The 19800-nt window shown below is 42.9% G+C and carries 2 protein-coding genes; both read right to left on the minus strand.

The window, feature by feature from the left end:
• Position 1 precedes the first annotated feature (1 nt).
• Positions 2-3931 (minus strand): non-ribosomal peptide synthetase, encoded by a 3930-nt coding sequence (locus QWZ01_RS01155; RefSeq protein WP_290321374.1) that lies wholly within the window; start codon positions 3929-3931, stop codon positions 2-4.
• Positions 3932-3955: 24 nt separating this feature from the next.
• The gene (locus QWZ01_RS01160) at positions 3956-19504 is read right to left on the minus strand and encodes a non-ribosomal peptide synthetase/type I polyketide synthase (RefSeq protein ID WP_290321375.1); all 15549 of its coding nucleotides are present in this window, start codon (positions 19502-19504) and stop codon (positions 3956-3958) included.
• Between the last annotated feature and the right edge of the window lie 296 nt (positions 19505-19800).

A 19800-nucleotide genomic window follows, 5' to 3' on the forward strand; every position in this document is an offset into this window, starting at 1 on the left:
CTTAAAATTTAAATTGTGAAAAAAGATGATCAAGCTGCTCCTGTTCTAACCCAGCTTCAGGAAAATCAGAAGGTGTATGCACACCTTCTTCATTGTTCAAACAATGTGCGGTTAGTTCTTTTAGCGCTGCTGCATAATCATCCGCAATTTTTTTAATGGTGTGTTTGTGGTGTATTTGAGTGCAATATGTCCAGTCGATAACTAACCGGTCATCAATGATCAGTGCATTAATTTCAATCAGATATTTTCGCCTGGCTTCCGCATCCTGATCATTACCGGTTGCATGCGTTGATATTTTCCAACCCGAATTTAGTGGCAAGGCAGTTGCTGACTGGCCCAAATAATTAAAGATGACCTGCGGCTGCGGTTGTGCCGACAAATTCTTGCTCACGTCATCTCCCTGGTTACCATATTTCAACAAACCGTAACCAACTCCGTTGTTAGGTATGCTCCTTAATTGCTCTTTAACAGCAATAATTATTGATGAGGCTCCATCTGTATCATTTAATTCAAGCAATACCGGATATATAGATGTAAACCACCCAACTGTGCGGCTTACATCTACGTTGCCGAAAACCTCTTCCCGGCCATGGCCTTCCATAGCAATTAATAATTTATGGCTGTTGGTATATTTACTAAGGGCCATTACCAGTGCCGCTAAAAGCAAATCGTTGATGTTGGTATTGTAAGTGGCATGAACAGTTGATAACAAAGCCCGCGTAGTTTCTTCATCAACATGATTAGAATAGGTGAGAGAGTTTTTTATAGTATTCTCATTTTTATCTTCCTCCCTATCAACAGGAAGCGGGCTTGCTTTCATCCAGCTGCCATTAACCCAGAACGGAATTTCCTTTGCCAGGTTAGATGAAGCAGAAGATGCCATGAAAGCCCAGGCTTTAAATGATGATGTTTTATTAGGTAAACTGACCGGCTTACCCAAGCTCAGCTGCATATATGCAGTAGAAAGATCCTCCAATAAAATCCGCCAGGATACACCATCAACTATCAGGTGATGGGCTACTAAAAACAACATCGGATTGTTTTTGATTTGATAATATCTTGCCTGCAAAACGGGCCCTTTGAATACATTTAATGATGCCTGCAGCTGGTTTATATCTTCCATTAACCGGGTTTCGATTTCAGCATCGGGATAGTCAAGAATTTCTTTGATGCTAAACGGTGCTATGGTAGTCACATCCTCCGGGATATATTCTTCATAAGCATCTCCGTTAACCCTTAAGCGCATTCTGAGCATATCATGATGCGTTATAATCTTTGCAAGAGCGGTTTCAAAAAGTGAGGCATTGAAGCCTTTATCAACTTCTAACAAAAGTGATTGGTTATAATGAGAAACATTGGGAAATTTTTGTTCAAAGAACCATTTATGAACAGGAGTAAGTTCAATATAGCCGAAAACAGGTGCTTGCTCAATAATTACCGGGACTGCACGTTCGGCCACTGAAGCTAAACCGGCAATGGTAAGCTGTTTAAACAGCTGTTTGAGGGTTATCATGATGCCTTCGCTGTTGGCACGGGAAACAATTTGAATACCGATAATGGAGTCGCCACCAATTGCAAAAAAATTATCTGTTATCCCAACCTTTTCCCTGCCCAATACTTTACTGAAAATATTTACCAGTGCTGTTTCTATGTCCGAAACAGGCGCTACATAACCATTCTCATTATTGCTTCCGGTTTCCATGGATGCAAGTTTTTGACGGTCAATCTTAAAATTAGGTGTAAGCGGCATCTCATCGATATGGACAATGAGTGAGGGCACCATATAGGCCGGAAGTTTTTGAGCGAGTATACTCTCTATCTCTTCAACCTGTAAGGAGTTGTCGGTCGACGTATAAAAAGCCGCAAGGCTGGCATTTTTATTATTAAAACGGATAACTACCGCGGCATCTTTAATGCCATTCACTTCAAGCAGGGTACTTTCTATTTCGCCGGTTTCAATCCGGTATCCCCTTATCTTCACCTGGCTATCCTTACGGCCCAGGTACTGAAGCGTTCCATCCTCAAGCCATGCACCCAGATCACCGGTTTTATATATTTTTTCAGCCTCAACAAAAGGAGAATTTATAAATGAAGCATCGGTCAGTTCTGGTTGCTCATAATAACCATTTGCAAGGCCTGTACCACCAATATAAATTTCGCCGGTGGACCCAGCGGGCAGCAGTTTCCTGTTTTGATCAAGAATATAAATGGCCGTATTGGCTATGGGTTGGCCGATGGTAACATTGTTTTGGCTTACTTCGGCAACAACACATCCTACAGTAGCCTCCGTTGGCCCATATTCGTTAAAGATCTTTATATGAGGCCATCTTGTTTTAATTATTCCAACATGATCTTCCCTTAAAGCTTCTCCCCCAACTATTAAAGTTTGCAGAGCAGTTTCGCAGGCAGGGATATCCGCAAGGAGGCTAACATGTGTTGGGGTTAATTTTATAGTGTCGATTTCGCTGCTTTTATCGAAGATCTTTGTCAGCACTTCACCCGCGTTATTACTGCTAAATATCTCGAGTTTTGCCCCTTTGATTAACGGGATAAAAATGGAAGTGATGGTAAGATCAAAGGAAACAGAAGTAAATAAAGCGAAATTACCGCCCTGAGCGTTATGGGTAAAATAATAATCCTTTGCCCAGTTCAGGTAGTTAAATAAACTTGCATGACTTATGGCTACCCCCTTAGGTTTACCCGTTGAACCAGAAGTATAAATGATATAAGCCAGGAATTTTTTGTCTGCTAAATAAGAAAAACTTTCATCTGTGTCAGGCAGATCATCTAACTGGAGATCGATTGCAAAAATATTACCGGCGAAAAATGGAATATTAAACAGGAAGCCCGAAGTTGTTATCAGCGTTTGTGCTCCTGACGCGGTTAAAAGATATTCGATACGATCTTGCGGATAAGATGGATCAACAGGCACATACGCCGCCCCGGATTTGAGTATCCCCAAAACTCCGATGATGGTAAGCTCCGACTTTTCGGTCATCAAGGCGATGATTGAATCAGGGCAAGCCCCGTACTCCTGGCGCAGATATAAAGCAAGCTGTGAGCTTTTTGAATCTAATTCCCGGTAAGTAACGGATTTACCCTCAAATAAAAGCGCGACACGATCAGGATGCGCCTTTACAGTTTCGCTAAACAGGTCAAGGATCGTTTTATCGCTTGCTTCACCCCTTTCAGGATTCAAGCTCATTAAATAGGTTATCTCATCATCAGTTATTATTTCAATTGATGAAACCGGAATGCTGACATCCTCCAAAGCCTCTCCCAGCTTATTCAAATGACCTTCTAATAACTTAGCCCTGTATTCAGGGAATATTCCCTTATCATAGGTTAAAGTTATGTTGTATAATTCCGGGTCGATTTTTATTTTAATATCAAATTGCTCATCATTTTGGGGCAGCTCATGCAAATTACTGCTGATCAGAATATTGGAAACAATTGTGTTATCTACCCCAAAATCCGCTTTAGCCAACTGCTCAAAAGGAAATGCGGCGTAACTAAAACTATTTTCAATAACCTGAACAGCACGGTTCAAAAAATCTTTAAAGGTGCCATCGTTTTCCAGTTCAATTATCAAAGGGAGCAATCCTGAGTTTTCATTATTGTCATCTTCTTCTTTCAGGAAAGGAACCATAAAAGCAATTAAAGAGGAAGACTGGTAGCGGCTAAAAACCATGGAAAACAAGGCAGTGATAATGCCAAATGTCGTCAGCGGATCATCTGTAATATTTGATAATCTCTCTTTAAAAGCATCGCTCAGAACTATGTCCTGATTCAAAAATGCGCGTTTCTCCTTTATCTGAAAATGATCACTTTGGGTGTTTAGTTCATGGGTATTAATAAGTGCAAACCTGCTTTGCCAAAATGAAAGGGCTTCGCTAAGTTCGGTTGATTGGGTTAGGTTTGGGTTGCTCATTATATTAAAGCGGGGGTTAACTTTTTATAATTTTAGTTTTAGGCTTATTTTTTTTGTTGCTACTGGTTTCTTATCATCAAGTTGGATGCTACTTACTTTTATTGATGCATTCCTGGCTATAGCTGCAAGCGTTTTTTTATAGTTTCCGGCTATCATTTCAATCGTCGACTCATTAAATAGCTGGGTATTGTAAACAATATCAACCTTCAAAAAGTCGCCTTTATCGGTGATCAGGAATGAAATATCGTACTGCGTTATCTTTACATCGGCAGCTATATATTTCATTTTCAGTTCCGGACCACTGGTTAAGCCATCATCATAGTTATGATCATACAGATGCGGAATAAAATCAACTTGTACATCAAATAATGGGGTGCGGTTTTGCTCGCGTGGTATTTTAAGCTCGTGCAGCAGCAGATCAAAAGGATAATCCTGGTGAGCCAAGCCATTATTTACCACCTCATTTACTTTTTTAATAGTATCGGTTAAGGAATCATTGTCGTTGATACCTGCCTTTAACACTATGGTATTGAGGAAGAAGCCCAGCATTTTTTGCAGATCTGGATGGCGGCGTTCGGCCGATTCAACACCCAGCAAAATATTATCGCCTCCGGCATAGCGTGATAGCATAACATAAATTGCCGATAGCACGGTAACATAAAGTGTAACTCCCTCCTTTTTTGCAACATGTGTCAAACTATCATACAGATCCTTTTCAACTGAAAAAGACAGCTGTTTTCCATCGTAAGTTAAATTTGCGCCACGGGGCCTGTCAACCGGCAGGTTTAACCGTGCCATTTCACCTGCAAGTTGCTGCTGCCAGTATTGTTTCGATTTTTCGGTTTGTCCCGATGCCAACGCCTTATTTTGCCAGGCAGCAAAGTCTCGGTACTGAACCTTTAAGGGCTCCCTTTGAACAAGCATATTTTTGGTTAAAAGAGCATAGTTTTCTGAAAACTCTTCCACAAAAAGCCCTGTTGACCAGCCATCCAACACGATATGATGGAAGTTGATGGCAAAGCGGTAATCACCTTCATTCACCAGGCAAAGCGTAGCGCGAAGCATAGGTCCCCGTTGCAGATCAAATGGCTGTATATTTTCCTCATACAACAACTCCATTGCTCTTTCGGCAGCATCAGCTTTATCCGAGAGATCAATAAATCTCATTTCAAATGCGTTTTCCTCCGGCTTTAATATCCTTTGTCGTGGCTCCCCGGTATTCGAACTAAATACGGTTCGTAAAATATCATGTCGTTCCACAATTAACTCAAGCGCTTTTGAAAAGGCTTTGATGTTGAGGTTGCCTTTTATTTCGTAAAACGCGATCATATTAAACATTCCCGGGTTTTCTGAAAGCTGGTTGGCAATCCAAATTCGTTTCTGCGGATGTGAAAGCTGATAGTCATCAGCAGCCGGTAAGTGTGGTATATCCTCGTACACTTCTGCCTCTGAAAGTTCTGCCAGTGCCGCCAGCTCACCCAGGTTTTTAGTACTGAATATGGCTTTAAGCGGAATTTTCACGCCACACTCCCGGGAAATGGCAGCCACCATTTTAGCAGCCTTCAAGCTATGCCCTCCTGCGGCGAAAAAGTTATCCGTCATGCCGGGGTTTTCTACGCCCAATACTTCTGCCCAAATTTTAGCTACAATTATTTCGGTCGGGGTTTGCGGTAAAACCACTTCAGCTTCGTTTGTATCAACATTCCCTGTCAACGGAAGCTGTGCTTTATCAATCTTCCCGTTAGCGGTAAGCGGAATTTCATCAAGCTGAATAAACCTTACCGGGATCATGTATTGCGGTAACCTGAGTAACAGAAAGCTTTGCAGCTGAACCGTTGAAGGAACTACTTCTTTATTTTTCGGGATAAACCAGGCAACCAGTTCCTTTTCAAGTCCGTCGGCTGCTGGTAAGGCCAAAACCACAGCTTCCTTAATATCCGGATGTAATACTAACGCTGATGTACATTCACCGGGTTCTATCCTAAATCCTCTTATTTTTACCTGTTCATCCGTCCTGCCCAGATATTCGATCTCCCCATTTGCCAACCAGCGACCAGTATCTCCGGTTTTATACATAATCTGCCCGGGCTCAAACGGATTTTTTACAAATTTTTGTCGTGTAAGCTCATCCCGGTTAATATATCCTTTTGATAAACCCACACCAGCCAGGCATATTTCGCCAGGAACACCAACAGGAACAAGCTGTTCATTTTTATCAATGATATAAATACGCATGTTGCTAATTGGCTTACCTATCAATACCTGCGCATCGGTTGTGTGGAGTTCCTTTACAATGCACCCGATGGTTGCCTCTGTAGGCCCGTATTCATTATAAACCTTTGCAAAGGGTAAAACGCGTTTTAAAACGGTAACATGGGCAGTTAACACAGCTTCACCACCAAGAATGATCGTATCAATATTTGACCCGTTTGCGGCTACATCATTCATCAGGCTTAAATAAGCCGGAGTTAGTTTCAGAAAGCTATAATTTTTATCGTTACGAAGGCAGGTACTTATCACATCAGCCGCTTCTATTTCTTCGGGGTAAACCTCCAGGCTGCCGCCGGAAGTGAGGCAGCAAAATATCGGCGTGGCTGTAAAATCAAAAGATAGTGAAGTAAATAATGCCGAATTAACAGGTTTTCCCGGAGCAAAATAATAGGTAGATGCCCATGTAAGGTAATTCACCAGGTTACGATGTGTTATCGCGCAGCCTTTAGGTGTACCCGTTGAACCTGAGGTATAAATGATATAACAGTTTCTCTCAGAATTGCTTTGAGGAAGTGTAATATCTATGTTGCTATCGAGCGCCACCGGCTGATCCAAATTCAAAGCTGGGATGCCCATATTGATAGCCTTGTCAATACATTTATCATCTGCAAGTATCAGTTTCATTCCTGCGTCTTCAATGATAAATTCAAGGCGCGAATCAGGCAGATTAACATCCAGCGGCACATAAACACCGCCGGCTTTTAAAATCCCCAATATGGCTATGATCCAATTTGCAGACCGTCCCATATAAATACCTAAGGCATCGCCCGGCATTACACCCTTGCTGATCAGTAAAGCAGCTAACTGAACTGCTGATCTGTCCAATTCTTCATAGGTAATATTATGAGCCCCGTCAACAATGGCGATAGCACGGGGATTGATCTGTGCTTGTTTATCGATAAGACCGACAACCGTTTCCTCGGTAAAAAACTCATGATCAGTATCGTTCCAATCCTCAAGTATAAGCTTCCGGGTATTTGGTGTTACCATTGGAGTTAAACCGATCGGTTTATCCGGATCATCAAGCAATCCCGTTAAAAAGGCCTCAAAGCTTTCAAGCAGGCCAAAAACGGTTTCGGGAAGAAATTTCTCTGCATTATAATCACAGTCGAGCACCATTCCATCCGGCAAAACGGTAATGTCAAAAAACAGATCAAACGGTGCAAAGCTGATCGGGGTTGGAATCCATTCTGTTTCAAGTCCTGCAAATTCAGGAAATTCGGCAATCGGGTTAAAATTAAAGGTAACGCTTACCAGTGGCCCGCGAGGATTATTCCCGTTTTGGCTAAGATCATCCAGAATTTTAGCAAATGGGTATGATTGATTTTCATAGCAATCAATGATTTCCTTTTTGGCACTCTGCAGAAAATCTAAAAACGATTGCTCGCTGTTATATCGGCTCAAAAACGGCAGCAGATTTGCACAATATCCTACAACTTCTTTATCACCTTCAAAATTACGGCCGCTCGAAGGCATCCCGATAATCAATTCATCAGTGCTACAATACCGGTGCAAAAAGGCAGAATAAGCCGAAATCATGAGCATAAATGGCGTACAGCCGTTATGCTTTGAAAACTCCTTTATTTTGCGGCTGAATGATTGCGCGAATTTTCGGGTACACCGGGCTGCAGCATAGCTCTTGTTTACAGGCTGCGGAAAATCTGCTGGCAGTTGTAATGAAGCAGCAATTGCGGATAGTTTTTCATTCCAGTAATTCTGTTTCTTCGCCATTTCAGGCTCGATAAGCGACTGGCTCAATAAGTCTGCATAATCACGGAATGACATTGGTTCTACCAGCTGAACAGGCGTTCCAGAAACAAAGCCATTATAATATGTGCTGATCTCGGAGAGAACTTGCACCAGCGACCAGCCGTCTATAATAATATGATGCCCCGTAAACTGAAGCAGAAATTCGCTTTCAGGCAATTCCAGCACGGCGAGGCGGAACAAGGGCGCTTCCATAAGATGGAATTTTGCACTGCTTCCGGCAGTCATCCATTGCTTTTCCACTTCTTGCTTTTCCGCTTCTGAAACACCGGTTTTATTAGTGTAAGTAATTGTATAGGTCAGCTTAGGTACAATGCGCTGCTCCTCAACCGCCATGTCAATAAATGTTCTTAAACCCTCATGCCTTGCTACTACATAATCAAGGGCGTTCTGAAGAAGTTGCTTGTTAAGATCACCCTCAAAGCGAAGCGTGGTTGATAAGTTATAAGCTTGTGAACCGTTATCATTCAGTTCCGTAAGCAGCATTAACTGCCTTTGTGCGTCTGTTAATTCGCAGGTAATAACTTTTGATTTTTCGATAGCTAATTTACTTTCCGGTACATTTATCTGTTCCCTGGCCGCAAAAAAGCCGTTATCTAAAAGCTCATGGATTGATCTTTTGACTACCTCTATAATAATGTCTGCATCTTCATAACTGTGTTCTGTTGAAAAAAAGCAAACCCTGCGTTCCCAGGTATAAACACCTTTTTCCATCATCAGGTAAAAAAGGAGGTTCATTTCAATGGGCTCAAATACAAGGCTGTATTTGCCAAAAGATTCAAAACGGAATAAGGATCCGAAATGAACAATCTTTATAGGCACAGCTGCATCCGTAAAAAATTCATTCAGTACCGATGCAAAGTATGCGGTAAGTTGAGTAACCCTGTCCTGCAAAACTGGACCTTCATGTTTCATTTTTAACAAGCAAGCCTTTGTAGCAGCCATAGTAAGTGGATGCTTGCAGAAGGTTCCCGAAAAGAACGTCATACCAACTGCCGGATAGGAGTTATCGCCATATTGCCACCAGCCGCCATCAATTACATCAATATATTCCTTTTTACCGGCAATGATACCGATAGGCATCCCTCCTCCCGGAACTTTACCGTAGGTCACAATATCGGCATAGATGCCAAAATAAGCCTGGGCCCCTCCGGGATGTATCCTGAAACCGGTAATGATCTCATCAAAAATGAGGGCTATAGCTCCTTTTTGGGTAACTTCCCTTAGTTTTTTCAAAAACTCAACCGGCTGAAATCCAGGTCGCCTGCTTTGAACAGGTTCTACCAAAACAGCGGCAAGCTCATGCGCATGTTCTTCAATAATCCGTAACGACTCATCGGCACCTAACGTTAGCACCATCATATCATCCGCATAACCCTGAGGTATACCCGGACCAATTGGCGATGAAAAGAACTCTTTTCCAATGGTTTCCATTTGGACCAACACACCATCAAAAGTGCCATGAAACGCTCCCGTAAAAATGACAACTTTCTTTTTGCCGGTTTTTGTACGGGCTATACGCAGGGCCGCCATGATAGCTTCGGTACCGGTATTGCTGAATACCACGCGCTCCACTCCTGTTAATTCATGAATTAATTGGGCCACCTCACCTGCCATATCTGATTGGGTTGCCAGTTCAATCCCCTCAGCCAGTTGCGCGGTGAGGGCATCCTTAACAAACTGCGGGCTATTACCAAAGAAATTAACGCCATAGCCCAGCCCTATATCTACATAGTTATTTCCGTCAATATCTCTGAATTTGGAACCCGACGACCATTCGGAAACTATGGGGTATAATAATTCTTTGATGGATAATCTGAAATCGATAGAATTGATCCAATCGGCCAATACGTTTCTGTGTTTTTGGGCATAGGCTTTGGATGATGCCGTACGCTCGTTATATCGTTTTGCAAAAGCTGTTATAAAGGCGACCTGCTGTGCCGTAAACGGAACTTCTTCCTGCAATTTTACCGCCTTGAAATTAAGTTTGCCAGATGGGTTACTAACCTTTATGGCCCGATCTGTTTTTACGACATTAGTTATTGCTGATCCCTCAAGAGCAGTGATACGTGCCGAAAGTTCTTCCAGTTTTTTCAGAATGGCCGATCCTGTTTCATTATGCTCAATTGCTTCCGCTTCTGCAGGGCGATGCTGAGGAATGAGATTTTCTTCAATTTCGGGCTTAATATCTGCCGATTGAATATAATCGGTCAGAGCATTGATACTTGCGGTTTCCTCAAAAAACTGTTTCAGCGATAATTTTATGCCGAATTTTTCTTTGATGGCATCAATCATTTTTACCAGTATGAGCGAATCAAGCCCCAGTTCCATAAAACTGATCGAAAAATCATCTTCAGTTGCTTCTAACCCGGAGAATAGTTTAACCATTTCGGAAAGCGTTTGCAGTATAGCTTTTCTGTTTGGTTTGATAACATTACCTACAGACCGGAGCTTATTTACTTTGCCATCAGTAACGGCCACCGGAGCTCCGACAGCCGCAGATTTGAACACTACATTTGCAATGTGTGGAACAGAATCATTTGTAGGTCCGTTCCAATGCCTTTTGCGCTGAAAGGGATAGTTTGGAACGCTAACCCTTTGACGATTGTAAGGCTCGTCAAACTTTTTAAAATCAACCCTCAGCCCAGCTACAAATAATTCAGCAACGCATTCTATCAGTTGCTGCCATACAGATTTACCGGGTACAGCTGATGCTAACAATCTTGTTTCACGCGGGGATAAAAGACTGTTCCTGATTGCATCCAAAAGCGTTGCATCCTCACCAATTGCTAACAGAATAGTACATTTCCTGCTTTCCAGCTCTTTTACACCTTTGAGGGAAGATCCGGAAGACGCTATTTGTTCGATCCAATACCCAGCCGTAGCTATCTCTTTTCCGCACAACTTGCCTGTACTATTGGAGATCACAGGTATCAGAGCCTCCTTAAACCGAACTTTATTTAATGCTTTTTGGAATGCATCTTTATTGTTCATTTTTGAAACCAACGCAAGAGCATCCTCAAGTGCAAATACACCGGCTACACATGCTGCAGCCCATTCACCCACACCCCAGCCGGTAACATAGGCAGGTTTTATATCCCATGATAACCATAGCATTGCCGTGGCATATTCAATGGCAAACTGGGCCAGCTGTCCGTATACCGGATCATAGCCGGGCTCTTTAACTGTGTCTACAGAAAAAAGTGTATCAATTAACGGCAAGTCATAGTAAGCTTTTAAAAACTCATTGCACTTGATCAGGTTTTCCCTGAATACAGAGTGTGTTTCAAATAGTTCCCTATAAGCTTGAGCGTTTTGAATATTTTTCCCTGAGAAAAGAAATGCCACTGTATTATCAGCGCCGGATACCCTGTCCGAAAACACATTTTCTTTTCCATCCTCATTCTTAAAACTGTTTAACTTTTGAATTGCTTCAGAAACGTTAACTGTCGAAAATGCTAAGCGCTGTGCCATTTTTGCTTTACCAACATTTTCAGAAAAACAAATATCCGCTAAGCTGATACTCCTGCTATTTTGAAAAAGATCAAGGTAATGGTCAGCCAATTCTTTTAGTGCAGCTTCATTTTTTGCAGAAAGGGTAAAAACATGAGCAGGCCTTTCAAATGGTTTATGCTGTTTAATTTTTACCGGCGCCTCCTCAATAATCAGGTGGGCATTTGTTCCTGACAGTCCAAATGAACTTATTGCTGCCACACGCTTTCCTGTTAATGGTGACCATGGTGTAAGATTAACCGGAATTTTTACAGCTATTTTACCCCAATCAATTAAACTGCTTGGTGTTTTAAAATTTAAATGAGCCGGTATTTGCCGGTGCCTCATGGCAAGCGTAACCTTTATAAGGCTTGCAATACCCGCGGCATGTTCAAGGTGGCCGATATTTGTTTTGACACTGCCAACCAGTAAAGGCTCGTTTCTGTTTTTGGCAAGTGTGTGGGCAATAGCCTCCATTTCAATAGGATCACCAAGGGCTGTGCCTGTACCATGTGCCTCCAGGTAAGATATATCAGCCGGGTTAACTCTGGCTGTTTCCATGGCTTTCCGGATAAGTGATTCCTGCGATTGACCGTTAGGTACGGTTAAACCACTGCTGCGGCCATCATGGTTAATGGCAACGCTCCTTACTACTGATAATATATGGTCATTATCACGGATGGCATCTGAAAGCCGTTTCAGAACAACTACGCCGCATCCCTCGCCGCGTACATATCCGTTTGCTTCGTCAGAAAAAGTTTTGCATTTTCCATCAGGCGATAAGACCTTGCTTTTGCTGAGGAATATGCTCGATTGAGGCGATAACATCAATTGCACACCACCTGCAATGGCCAGGTTACTTTCGCCGTTACGCAGGCTTTGACAAGCCATATTTACCGTTACAAGTGAAGATGAACAAGCAGTATCTACACTGATAGAAGGGCCCTGGGTGCCTAAGAAATATGATAACCGGCCTGCCGCAAAGCTATGGCTGTTTCCCGTACCGGTGTAAATATTCATGTCATTTACCCGGGAATCTTCAAAATGATATTGCCCGTAATCGCTCTGCCCTATCCCAACAAAAACACCTGTTAATGATTTATTTAATTGATCAGGTGCAATACCTGCATTTTCCAACGCTTCCCAGCTTACTTCAAGCAATAACCGTTGCTGCGGATCGATGTGATCAGCCTCGTTTGGGGAAATTCCAAAGAACTTGGAATCAAACTGATCTACCTGGTAAATAAATCCGCCGTGGCGGGCATAAGTTTTTCCTGGCTTATTTTGGTCTGCATCATAATACCGTTCAATATCCCATCTATCGGCCGGCACTTCCCTTATTGCATCCCTGCCATTCGCCAATAATTCCCAAAACTCATCCGGGCTATTTGCTCCCGGGAAACGGCAGCCCATCCCGATAATGGCTATTGGCTCATTATCAAATTTTTGATTATCTGCGCGTTCTACTTCATCACTGCTTTCATTTAAATTCAGCACAGAAGTTAACAGGTGATCTCTCAACGAATTTATTGTTGGGTAGTTAAAGGCTATGGTGGGCGGCAAAGCTACGCCAAGCTCCCGCACAAGTTTGTTTTTGAACGCCATTGCAATCATCGAATCCATCCCCATTTCGGCAAAGCCGGTTTCGCGGTCGGGTAATTTGCCGTTCTCAAAACCCAATATATCGGCCAGTGTGGTTTCCAGAAATACGCCTAATGTTTCTGTTCTTCCCTGAACTGATATTTTTTCAAGATCATTCCGTAGATGCGATTGGTCAACTGCAACAGCACTATGCTTAATGAGGCTATTCAGGAAATATTGTCCTTCTCCTATTTCTTTATGGTACTGCTCCCAATCCACGTCAATAACTCCCGCCGAGGTATTCTCGGTTGTCAATAGGTATTCCAAAGCGGCAAAAGCAGTTTCGCTATCCAATAAGTTGATACCCAAATGGCTTATATAAGCCTGTGATTCCTGATTCAAAGTTTGCGCCATACCCCTATCTTTCCATGGCCCCCAGCTGATCACCGTAGCCGGTAATCCCATTGCACGACGGTAGTGGCTTAACCCCTCGATGTAATTGTTGGCTGCTACGTAATTGGCTTGTCCTGCAAAGCCCAATAAGGCAGCGGCCGAAGAGTAGCTCACAAAAAAGTCGAGTTGTTTATGTTGGGTAAATTCGTGTAAAAGCCAGCCCCCATCTATTTTGGGATGCATTACCCGCATCATGCTTTCATGATCCTGGTTTATCAGCAATCCATCGGCTATGATACCGGCGGCGTGAATAACACCTTTCAATTCGCGACCGCCACTTTCAATTTCGGCGAACACCCGCTCCATATCTACCCGGTTGCCAACATCGGCCTTTACAATTCTTATGCTTGTTTGGGGAGAAATCGCAGCTATTGTTTCCAGCGTGTTTTTATCTCCGCCATTGCGGCTTAACAATATTATTTCTCCGGCTCCTTTTTGAGTCAACCACTGGGCTGTTGCTATGCCGAGCGCACCCGTTCCACCGCTTATGAGATAACAAGCTTCTTTTTTCGCCTGGAATATGCCTGCCCTTGTTAAAGTTGGCATACTTTCGAGCCGGGCTACGTATCTTTTATCATCACGATAAGCAACTCTGTCTGATGCTATCATTCCGCCAAGCTCGGGCACAATGTTGCCTATATCACCCTTGTAATCCAGTATTACGGGTTTGTATTGCGGCATTTCGTTACGCATTACGGTTATTATTCCGCTTACTGCCGCTTGTGCCGGTATTACGTTTTCATTGGTATCAATATTTTGTGCCCTGGATGTAAGTACCCATAACCTGCATGCCGTTCCTGTTTCATTGCCGCAAAGCGCCCTGATCGTTTGTAACAGGTAATCAAACTCTTCGGCTATAGCAGCTGATGTGGCGTTAGCTGTCAGATCAAGGCAGCGTCCGTAAACTATCCCCGTAATTCCTGAAGCTATCGCGTTTGCAACAAGCTCAGAATAACCTGACGGCTTCACATCTGCATTTACCGTTGTTACCTTTGCCCCGCGGGCTATAAGTAAAGCCGATAATTCAGCCATACGGCCTTCTACATCCATAAATAAGAGCCAGCTACCAGGTGTGCCATTAAGTCCCTCGCCGGGGGCCAATGGTTGAAGCTTCCAGTTCATTTGATATAAAAGATTCTGCAACAAAGCATTTCCCGTTTCAGGGCTATACCTGTTTATCAGACCCTGTACCATTTTAGGTAGCAGCTTTGTTTCGGCTTCACTAAACTGTATTTCTGTGCTTAGTAATTGCGTTAACTCTTCAATATTATTAGAGTTCAGCAATTTCAGCAGATCGCTTGGCGAGGCCTGCCCTTTTGTTTCATTCTCTATGGCAACCCAATACCTGCTGCGCTGAAAGGGATAAGTGGGCAGTTGCACCTTTTTGCGCTTGCCGCCCCAATAAGCTTCCCAATTAATTTTGCAACCTGCCGCATACATGGCCGACAGACTTTGTGATAGCTGCTCCCGGCCATCGTTAACCCGCCTTAGTGATGGCAGCCATAATTCTTTTTCTTCTTTACTTCCCTGGCATTGCATACCTAATGACAATAAAACAGGTTTAGGGCCAATTTCCAGGTAAATATCTATTTGCTCATTTCCCAGAGTATCCATGCCACCTAAAAAGTTTACCGGGGCCAGGATGTGATTTATCCAGTAAGCTGCGGAAGCTATCTCCGCCTCTGCTATTTTACCGTTAACCAGGGATACTAATGGTATAGCCGGTGTCTGATAATCTATCTGCTCTGCAATTTCCTTGAACTGGTTAATGATCGGTTCCATTAACGTGGAGTGAAACGCGTGCGATACATCCAGCCGAATAGTCTTAATTTCTGATTGATTCAGTTGCTCCTCTATACTATCAAGACTTGCTATCTCTCCTGAAACTACAACCTGCAGCGGACTATTAATGGCTGCTATCGATAGTTTGCCGTCATATTCCATTAACAAAGGCTCTACCTGCCCAGCTGATGCGTACACACTCATCATGCCGCCCCCTTTGGGTAAACTCCCCATGAGCCTTCCACGGTTGGCAATTAACCGCATTCCATCTTCCAGACTAAAAACCCCTGCAATACAAGCTGCCGCGTACTCACCTACACTGTGCCCAAGTAAAACATCTGGTATTATTCCCCATGACTTCCAAAGCTGAGCCAGCGACCATTCCAATGAAAAAAGTACCGCTTGTGTGTAGGTGGTATCATTGATAGATGTCTGTTCATCCTCAGCATAAATTACATCCAGCAACGATGTATTGTAGTAAATGGAGAACAATTCATTACAGTGGTCTAATGCATCACGAAAAACCGGTTCCTGGTTATAAAGCTCGCGCCCCATGCCTGCATATTGAGAACCCTGCCCGGTGAATAAAAATGCTACCCGGGGTTGTTTGTTGGATGCTGCATGACCTGTATATATGCCTTTCGGAGATTCACCGGAAAGCCATGCTCTCAAGCGCTGACTAATCTCCTCGCTATTTTTACCGTTTATTGCAAGCCGGTGGGTAAAATCAGCCCTCCCAACCGCGGCTGTAAAACAAATATCTGCTAAGCTGTTATTATCCACGCCTGCTGATAATTGATTTAAATATTGTTCTGCCAAAGCTTGTAACTCTTCATGGTTACGGGCCGATAAAGGAAGCAGGAAAGTATCTGCTATTTCCGATTGTTCATCAACGGCAGGAGCTTCTTCTATTATGGCGTGAGCATTAGTACCCCCAAATCCAAACGAACTTACGGAGGCAATTCTTTTTTCGGCAGAAGACTGCCAATTGGTACGCTGATGTGCGATTTGCAATCGGTCATCCGTCCACAGTATTAATGGGTTAAGTTTGCTAAAATTTATATGAGGCGGAATTTCCTTATGCCTGAGCGCCAATACTAACTTGATAACACCGGCTATGCCCGCGGCAGATTCCAGATGACCGATGTGGGGCTTTACAGAACCAATTATGCAGGGATTATCTTCTGTTCTTCCATCAAGCAAAACAGAGGAAAAAGAATTTACTTCAATAGGGTCGCCGAGAGAGGTGCCGGTACCATGTGCCTCTATATAAGATATCTGGGCAGGTTTTACACCTGCATTTGACAAGGCCTGCCTGATAACATTTACCTGCGAGGGACCATTAGGAGCGGTTATGCCATTACTGTGGCCATCCTGGTTAATAGCAGTGCCGCGTATAACTGCCTGTATTCTATCACCGTTGGCAATAGCATCTTCCAGTCGCTTTAATACAATAATGCCGCAGCCTTCGCCACGCACATAGCCATTGGCAGCAGCATCAAAGGTTTTACATTTACCATCGGGTGCAAGCATCCCGGCTTTCGCGAATACGATACTCAGATCAGGATTTAATATCAGGTTTACCCCTCCGGTTATAGCCACATTTATCTCGCCAGTGCGTAAAGCCTGGCAAGCCTGATGTAGTGCTACCAATGAAGAAGAACAAGCCGTATCAACCGCTATACTTGGCCCTTTGGCATTTAAGAAATATGAGAGCCTGTTGGCCGCAATACTCAACGCATTGCCGGTGCCCGCATACTCATCAAAGCGGCTTGTTGAATTAGCTTGAATTTTCTGGTAATCATTATTACTTATACCGATATAAACGCCTGTTTGATATTCAGGAAGCTGTTGCGGCGGCATACCGGCATCTTCCAAAGCTTCCCAGGTAACTTCGAGCAACAGCCTTTGCTGAGGATCCATTGCCGATGCCTCACGCGGAGAGATACCAAAGAATGAGGGGTCAAATAATGAAGGATCATCTAAGAAACCTCCCCAGGTAATAGTATTTAAAATGGTTTTGTCCTCAACTAATTTATCCAGATCTGTTTCCTTCCACCTGCCTTCGGGTAACTTGCGTACGGCGCTTACTTCATTCTTCAACAACTCCCAAAAAGCATCCGGAGAGCCGGCCATCGGGAACCTGCAACCTATCCCTACAATGGCAATGGCGCTGCTCCCTGTCAAATTATTTTTCTGTTCAATAACAGTTTCAAAGGCTTTGTCATTGGCTAAATATTCAGCCAGGTCACGAATTGTAGGATAGTTGTAAACCAGCGTAGCTGCTAACTTTCGGTTAAGCAAATTACCTAAGGCTCCTGTCATTTCAGCGGCAAATAAGGAGTCCATGCCCATGGTTTCAAAGGCATCGGTCGTATTTATTGATCGCAGGTCAAGGTTCATTTCCCTGGCAATCATCCCGCTTATCCAGTCTTCTATGGTTTTAGTATCAAATGTTTTTTCATCCTGAACCGCTTTCGCCTCTTCAGAAACAGCCGTTTGCTCAACCTTGTTCTGCCATTCGGCTACGGTGGTCAGGGTATTACCTAAAAATGCCTCTTTACATGCTTTCCGCTGGATTTTTCCACTTGAGGTTTTAGGCAGCGAAGCAGGCATCAATAACCAAATGGCATGTACCTGTAATTCATGATTTAAGGAAACCTGTTTACGTACGGCTGCAAATACTTCCTCGGCATTTAAAGTTGAAAGATGTCCGCGATTAACTTCATTTACTATTACCAGCTGTTCTTTACCATCAACTTCTATGCTAAAAGCTGCACCACCGTCCTGCTTTAAAGCAGGATGGCTTTTTTCGGCTGTTGTTTCAATATCCTGTGGATAATGATTTAACCCCCTGATTATGATAAGATCTTTAAGCCTGCCGGTAATAAATAATTCATCTTTATGATAGAAACCCAAATCGCCGGTACGTAGAAATGGGCCATCCCCTGTATCCTTCAGATAAGCTTTAAAAACCTCTTCAGTTTCTTTTTCCCTTTCCCAATACCCTAATGCACAGGTAGGGCCACCTATCCAGATTTCACCTACATGACCAGGTTTAGCCAGTTCCATTGTTTCAGGATCAACGATGACTATTTTGGTATCCAACACGTATGAACCGTGCCCTGCAAAATATTGGGAGCCCTCCTCACCATGGTTCATTTCAACTACCCGGTTATTTTCAAGAGCCGCCGAATTAACGGAAAGAAAAACTACCGGCTTGCTTTTATGAATGGTTGATACTTTAAGTGTTGACTCCGCTAAACCATAAGCCGGGGTAAACGCTTCGGACTTAAACCCATATTGTTTATATATTTCTGAAAACTCCTTTATCGTTTCTACCCTTACCGGTTCGGTACCTATCATCACCATTTCGAGGCTGCTTAGATCCAGATCTTTAATTTGATCTGTAGTGGTGTTTTTACAGCACAAAGCATAGGCAAAATTGGGAGCCGGGCTATGTGTGGCCTTATATTTAGATATAGCCTCCAGCCAGCGTACCGGCCGTTGAATAAACGAAGCCGGAGCCATCAGGTAGCATGGAAAACCGTTGTATAAGGGCTGCAACAAACCATAAATTAATCCCAGATCATGAAAAATGGGCAGCCAGGTAACCATTACGCTATTCTCACTATGCTCATAAGTTGCGTCAAGATCCTGCAGGTTATAAATAATGTTTTTGTGAGTAACCATAACTCCCTTGGGCGTGCCTGTTGACCCTGATGTGTATTGCAGATAAGCTATTGAGCTTTCGGATATACTTATTTCTATGTAATCCTGACCTTTCGCATCAGTATCCTGATCAGAGATAATGCGTGGAATGGTTAACAATTTACTCGCGTCGGTATGATTCTTTTCAAGACCAGAGGCAATGTTTGAAGTGGTTAATATCAAACTTGATTTTGCATCGTTCAAAATGGCATCTAACCTTTCAAATGACCTGTTTTTACGGGGAGGATATACCGGTATGGCAACAACGCCAGCATAAAGGCAAGCGAAAAATGCTACAACATAATCGAGCCCGGGATTGTAAATTAATAGTACACGATCACCTTGTTGGGTTACACTTTGTATTCGTGCGGCAAGGTGCAATACTTTTTCGTATAACGAAAGATATGTAAATCGCTCAGCTTCCTCTTCTCCGTCTTTAAGATAAACATAGGCTGTTTTTTCGGGGTATTTTTCGGATCTGAACCTTAAAATGTCGACTAATGTAGATGCAAACATATTGGTTTAGGTATGATTTAAATCGCCTGAGAACATTTAAAAAAAATAAAACATCATATTATTGAGTTCTCTCTTTTAATATTAAAATACCATATATAATAACAGGATAAATAATACTGATATTCTAATTTCTCAGGAAAAATGATTAATATTAATTTCTTAGCTAATTCAATTATTGATATTTTTATTTATTAACTTTATAATTAGGGGTATTCTTCTTCAATATCTAATAAATTAAAAAAAATAAGGGCATCACAACAGGCGAATGCCACCCCTTGGCGTCAGTTAAAAAATCA

The sequence above is a fragment of the Mucilaginibacter aquaedulcis genome, from assembly GCF_030409325.1.
Lineage (GTDB): Bacteria > Bacteroidota > Bacteroidia > Sphingobacteriales > Sphingobacteriaceae > Mucilaginibacter > Mucilaginibacter aquaedulcis.

Bases quoted from the DNA above. Each gene is read 5' to 3' on its own strand.
- QWZ01_RS01160 (WP_290321375.1), bottom strand. From the start codon at position 19,504: ATGTTTGCATCTACATTAGTCGACATTTTAAGGTTCAGATCCGAAAAA.
- QWZ01_RS01155 (WP_290321374.1), bottom strand. From the start codon at position 3,931: ATGAGCAACCCAAACCTAACCCAATCAACCGAACTTAGCGAAGCCCTT.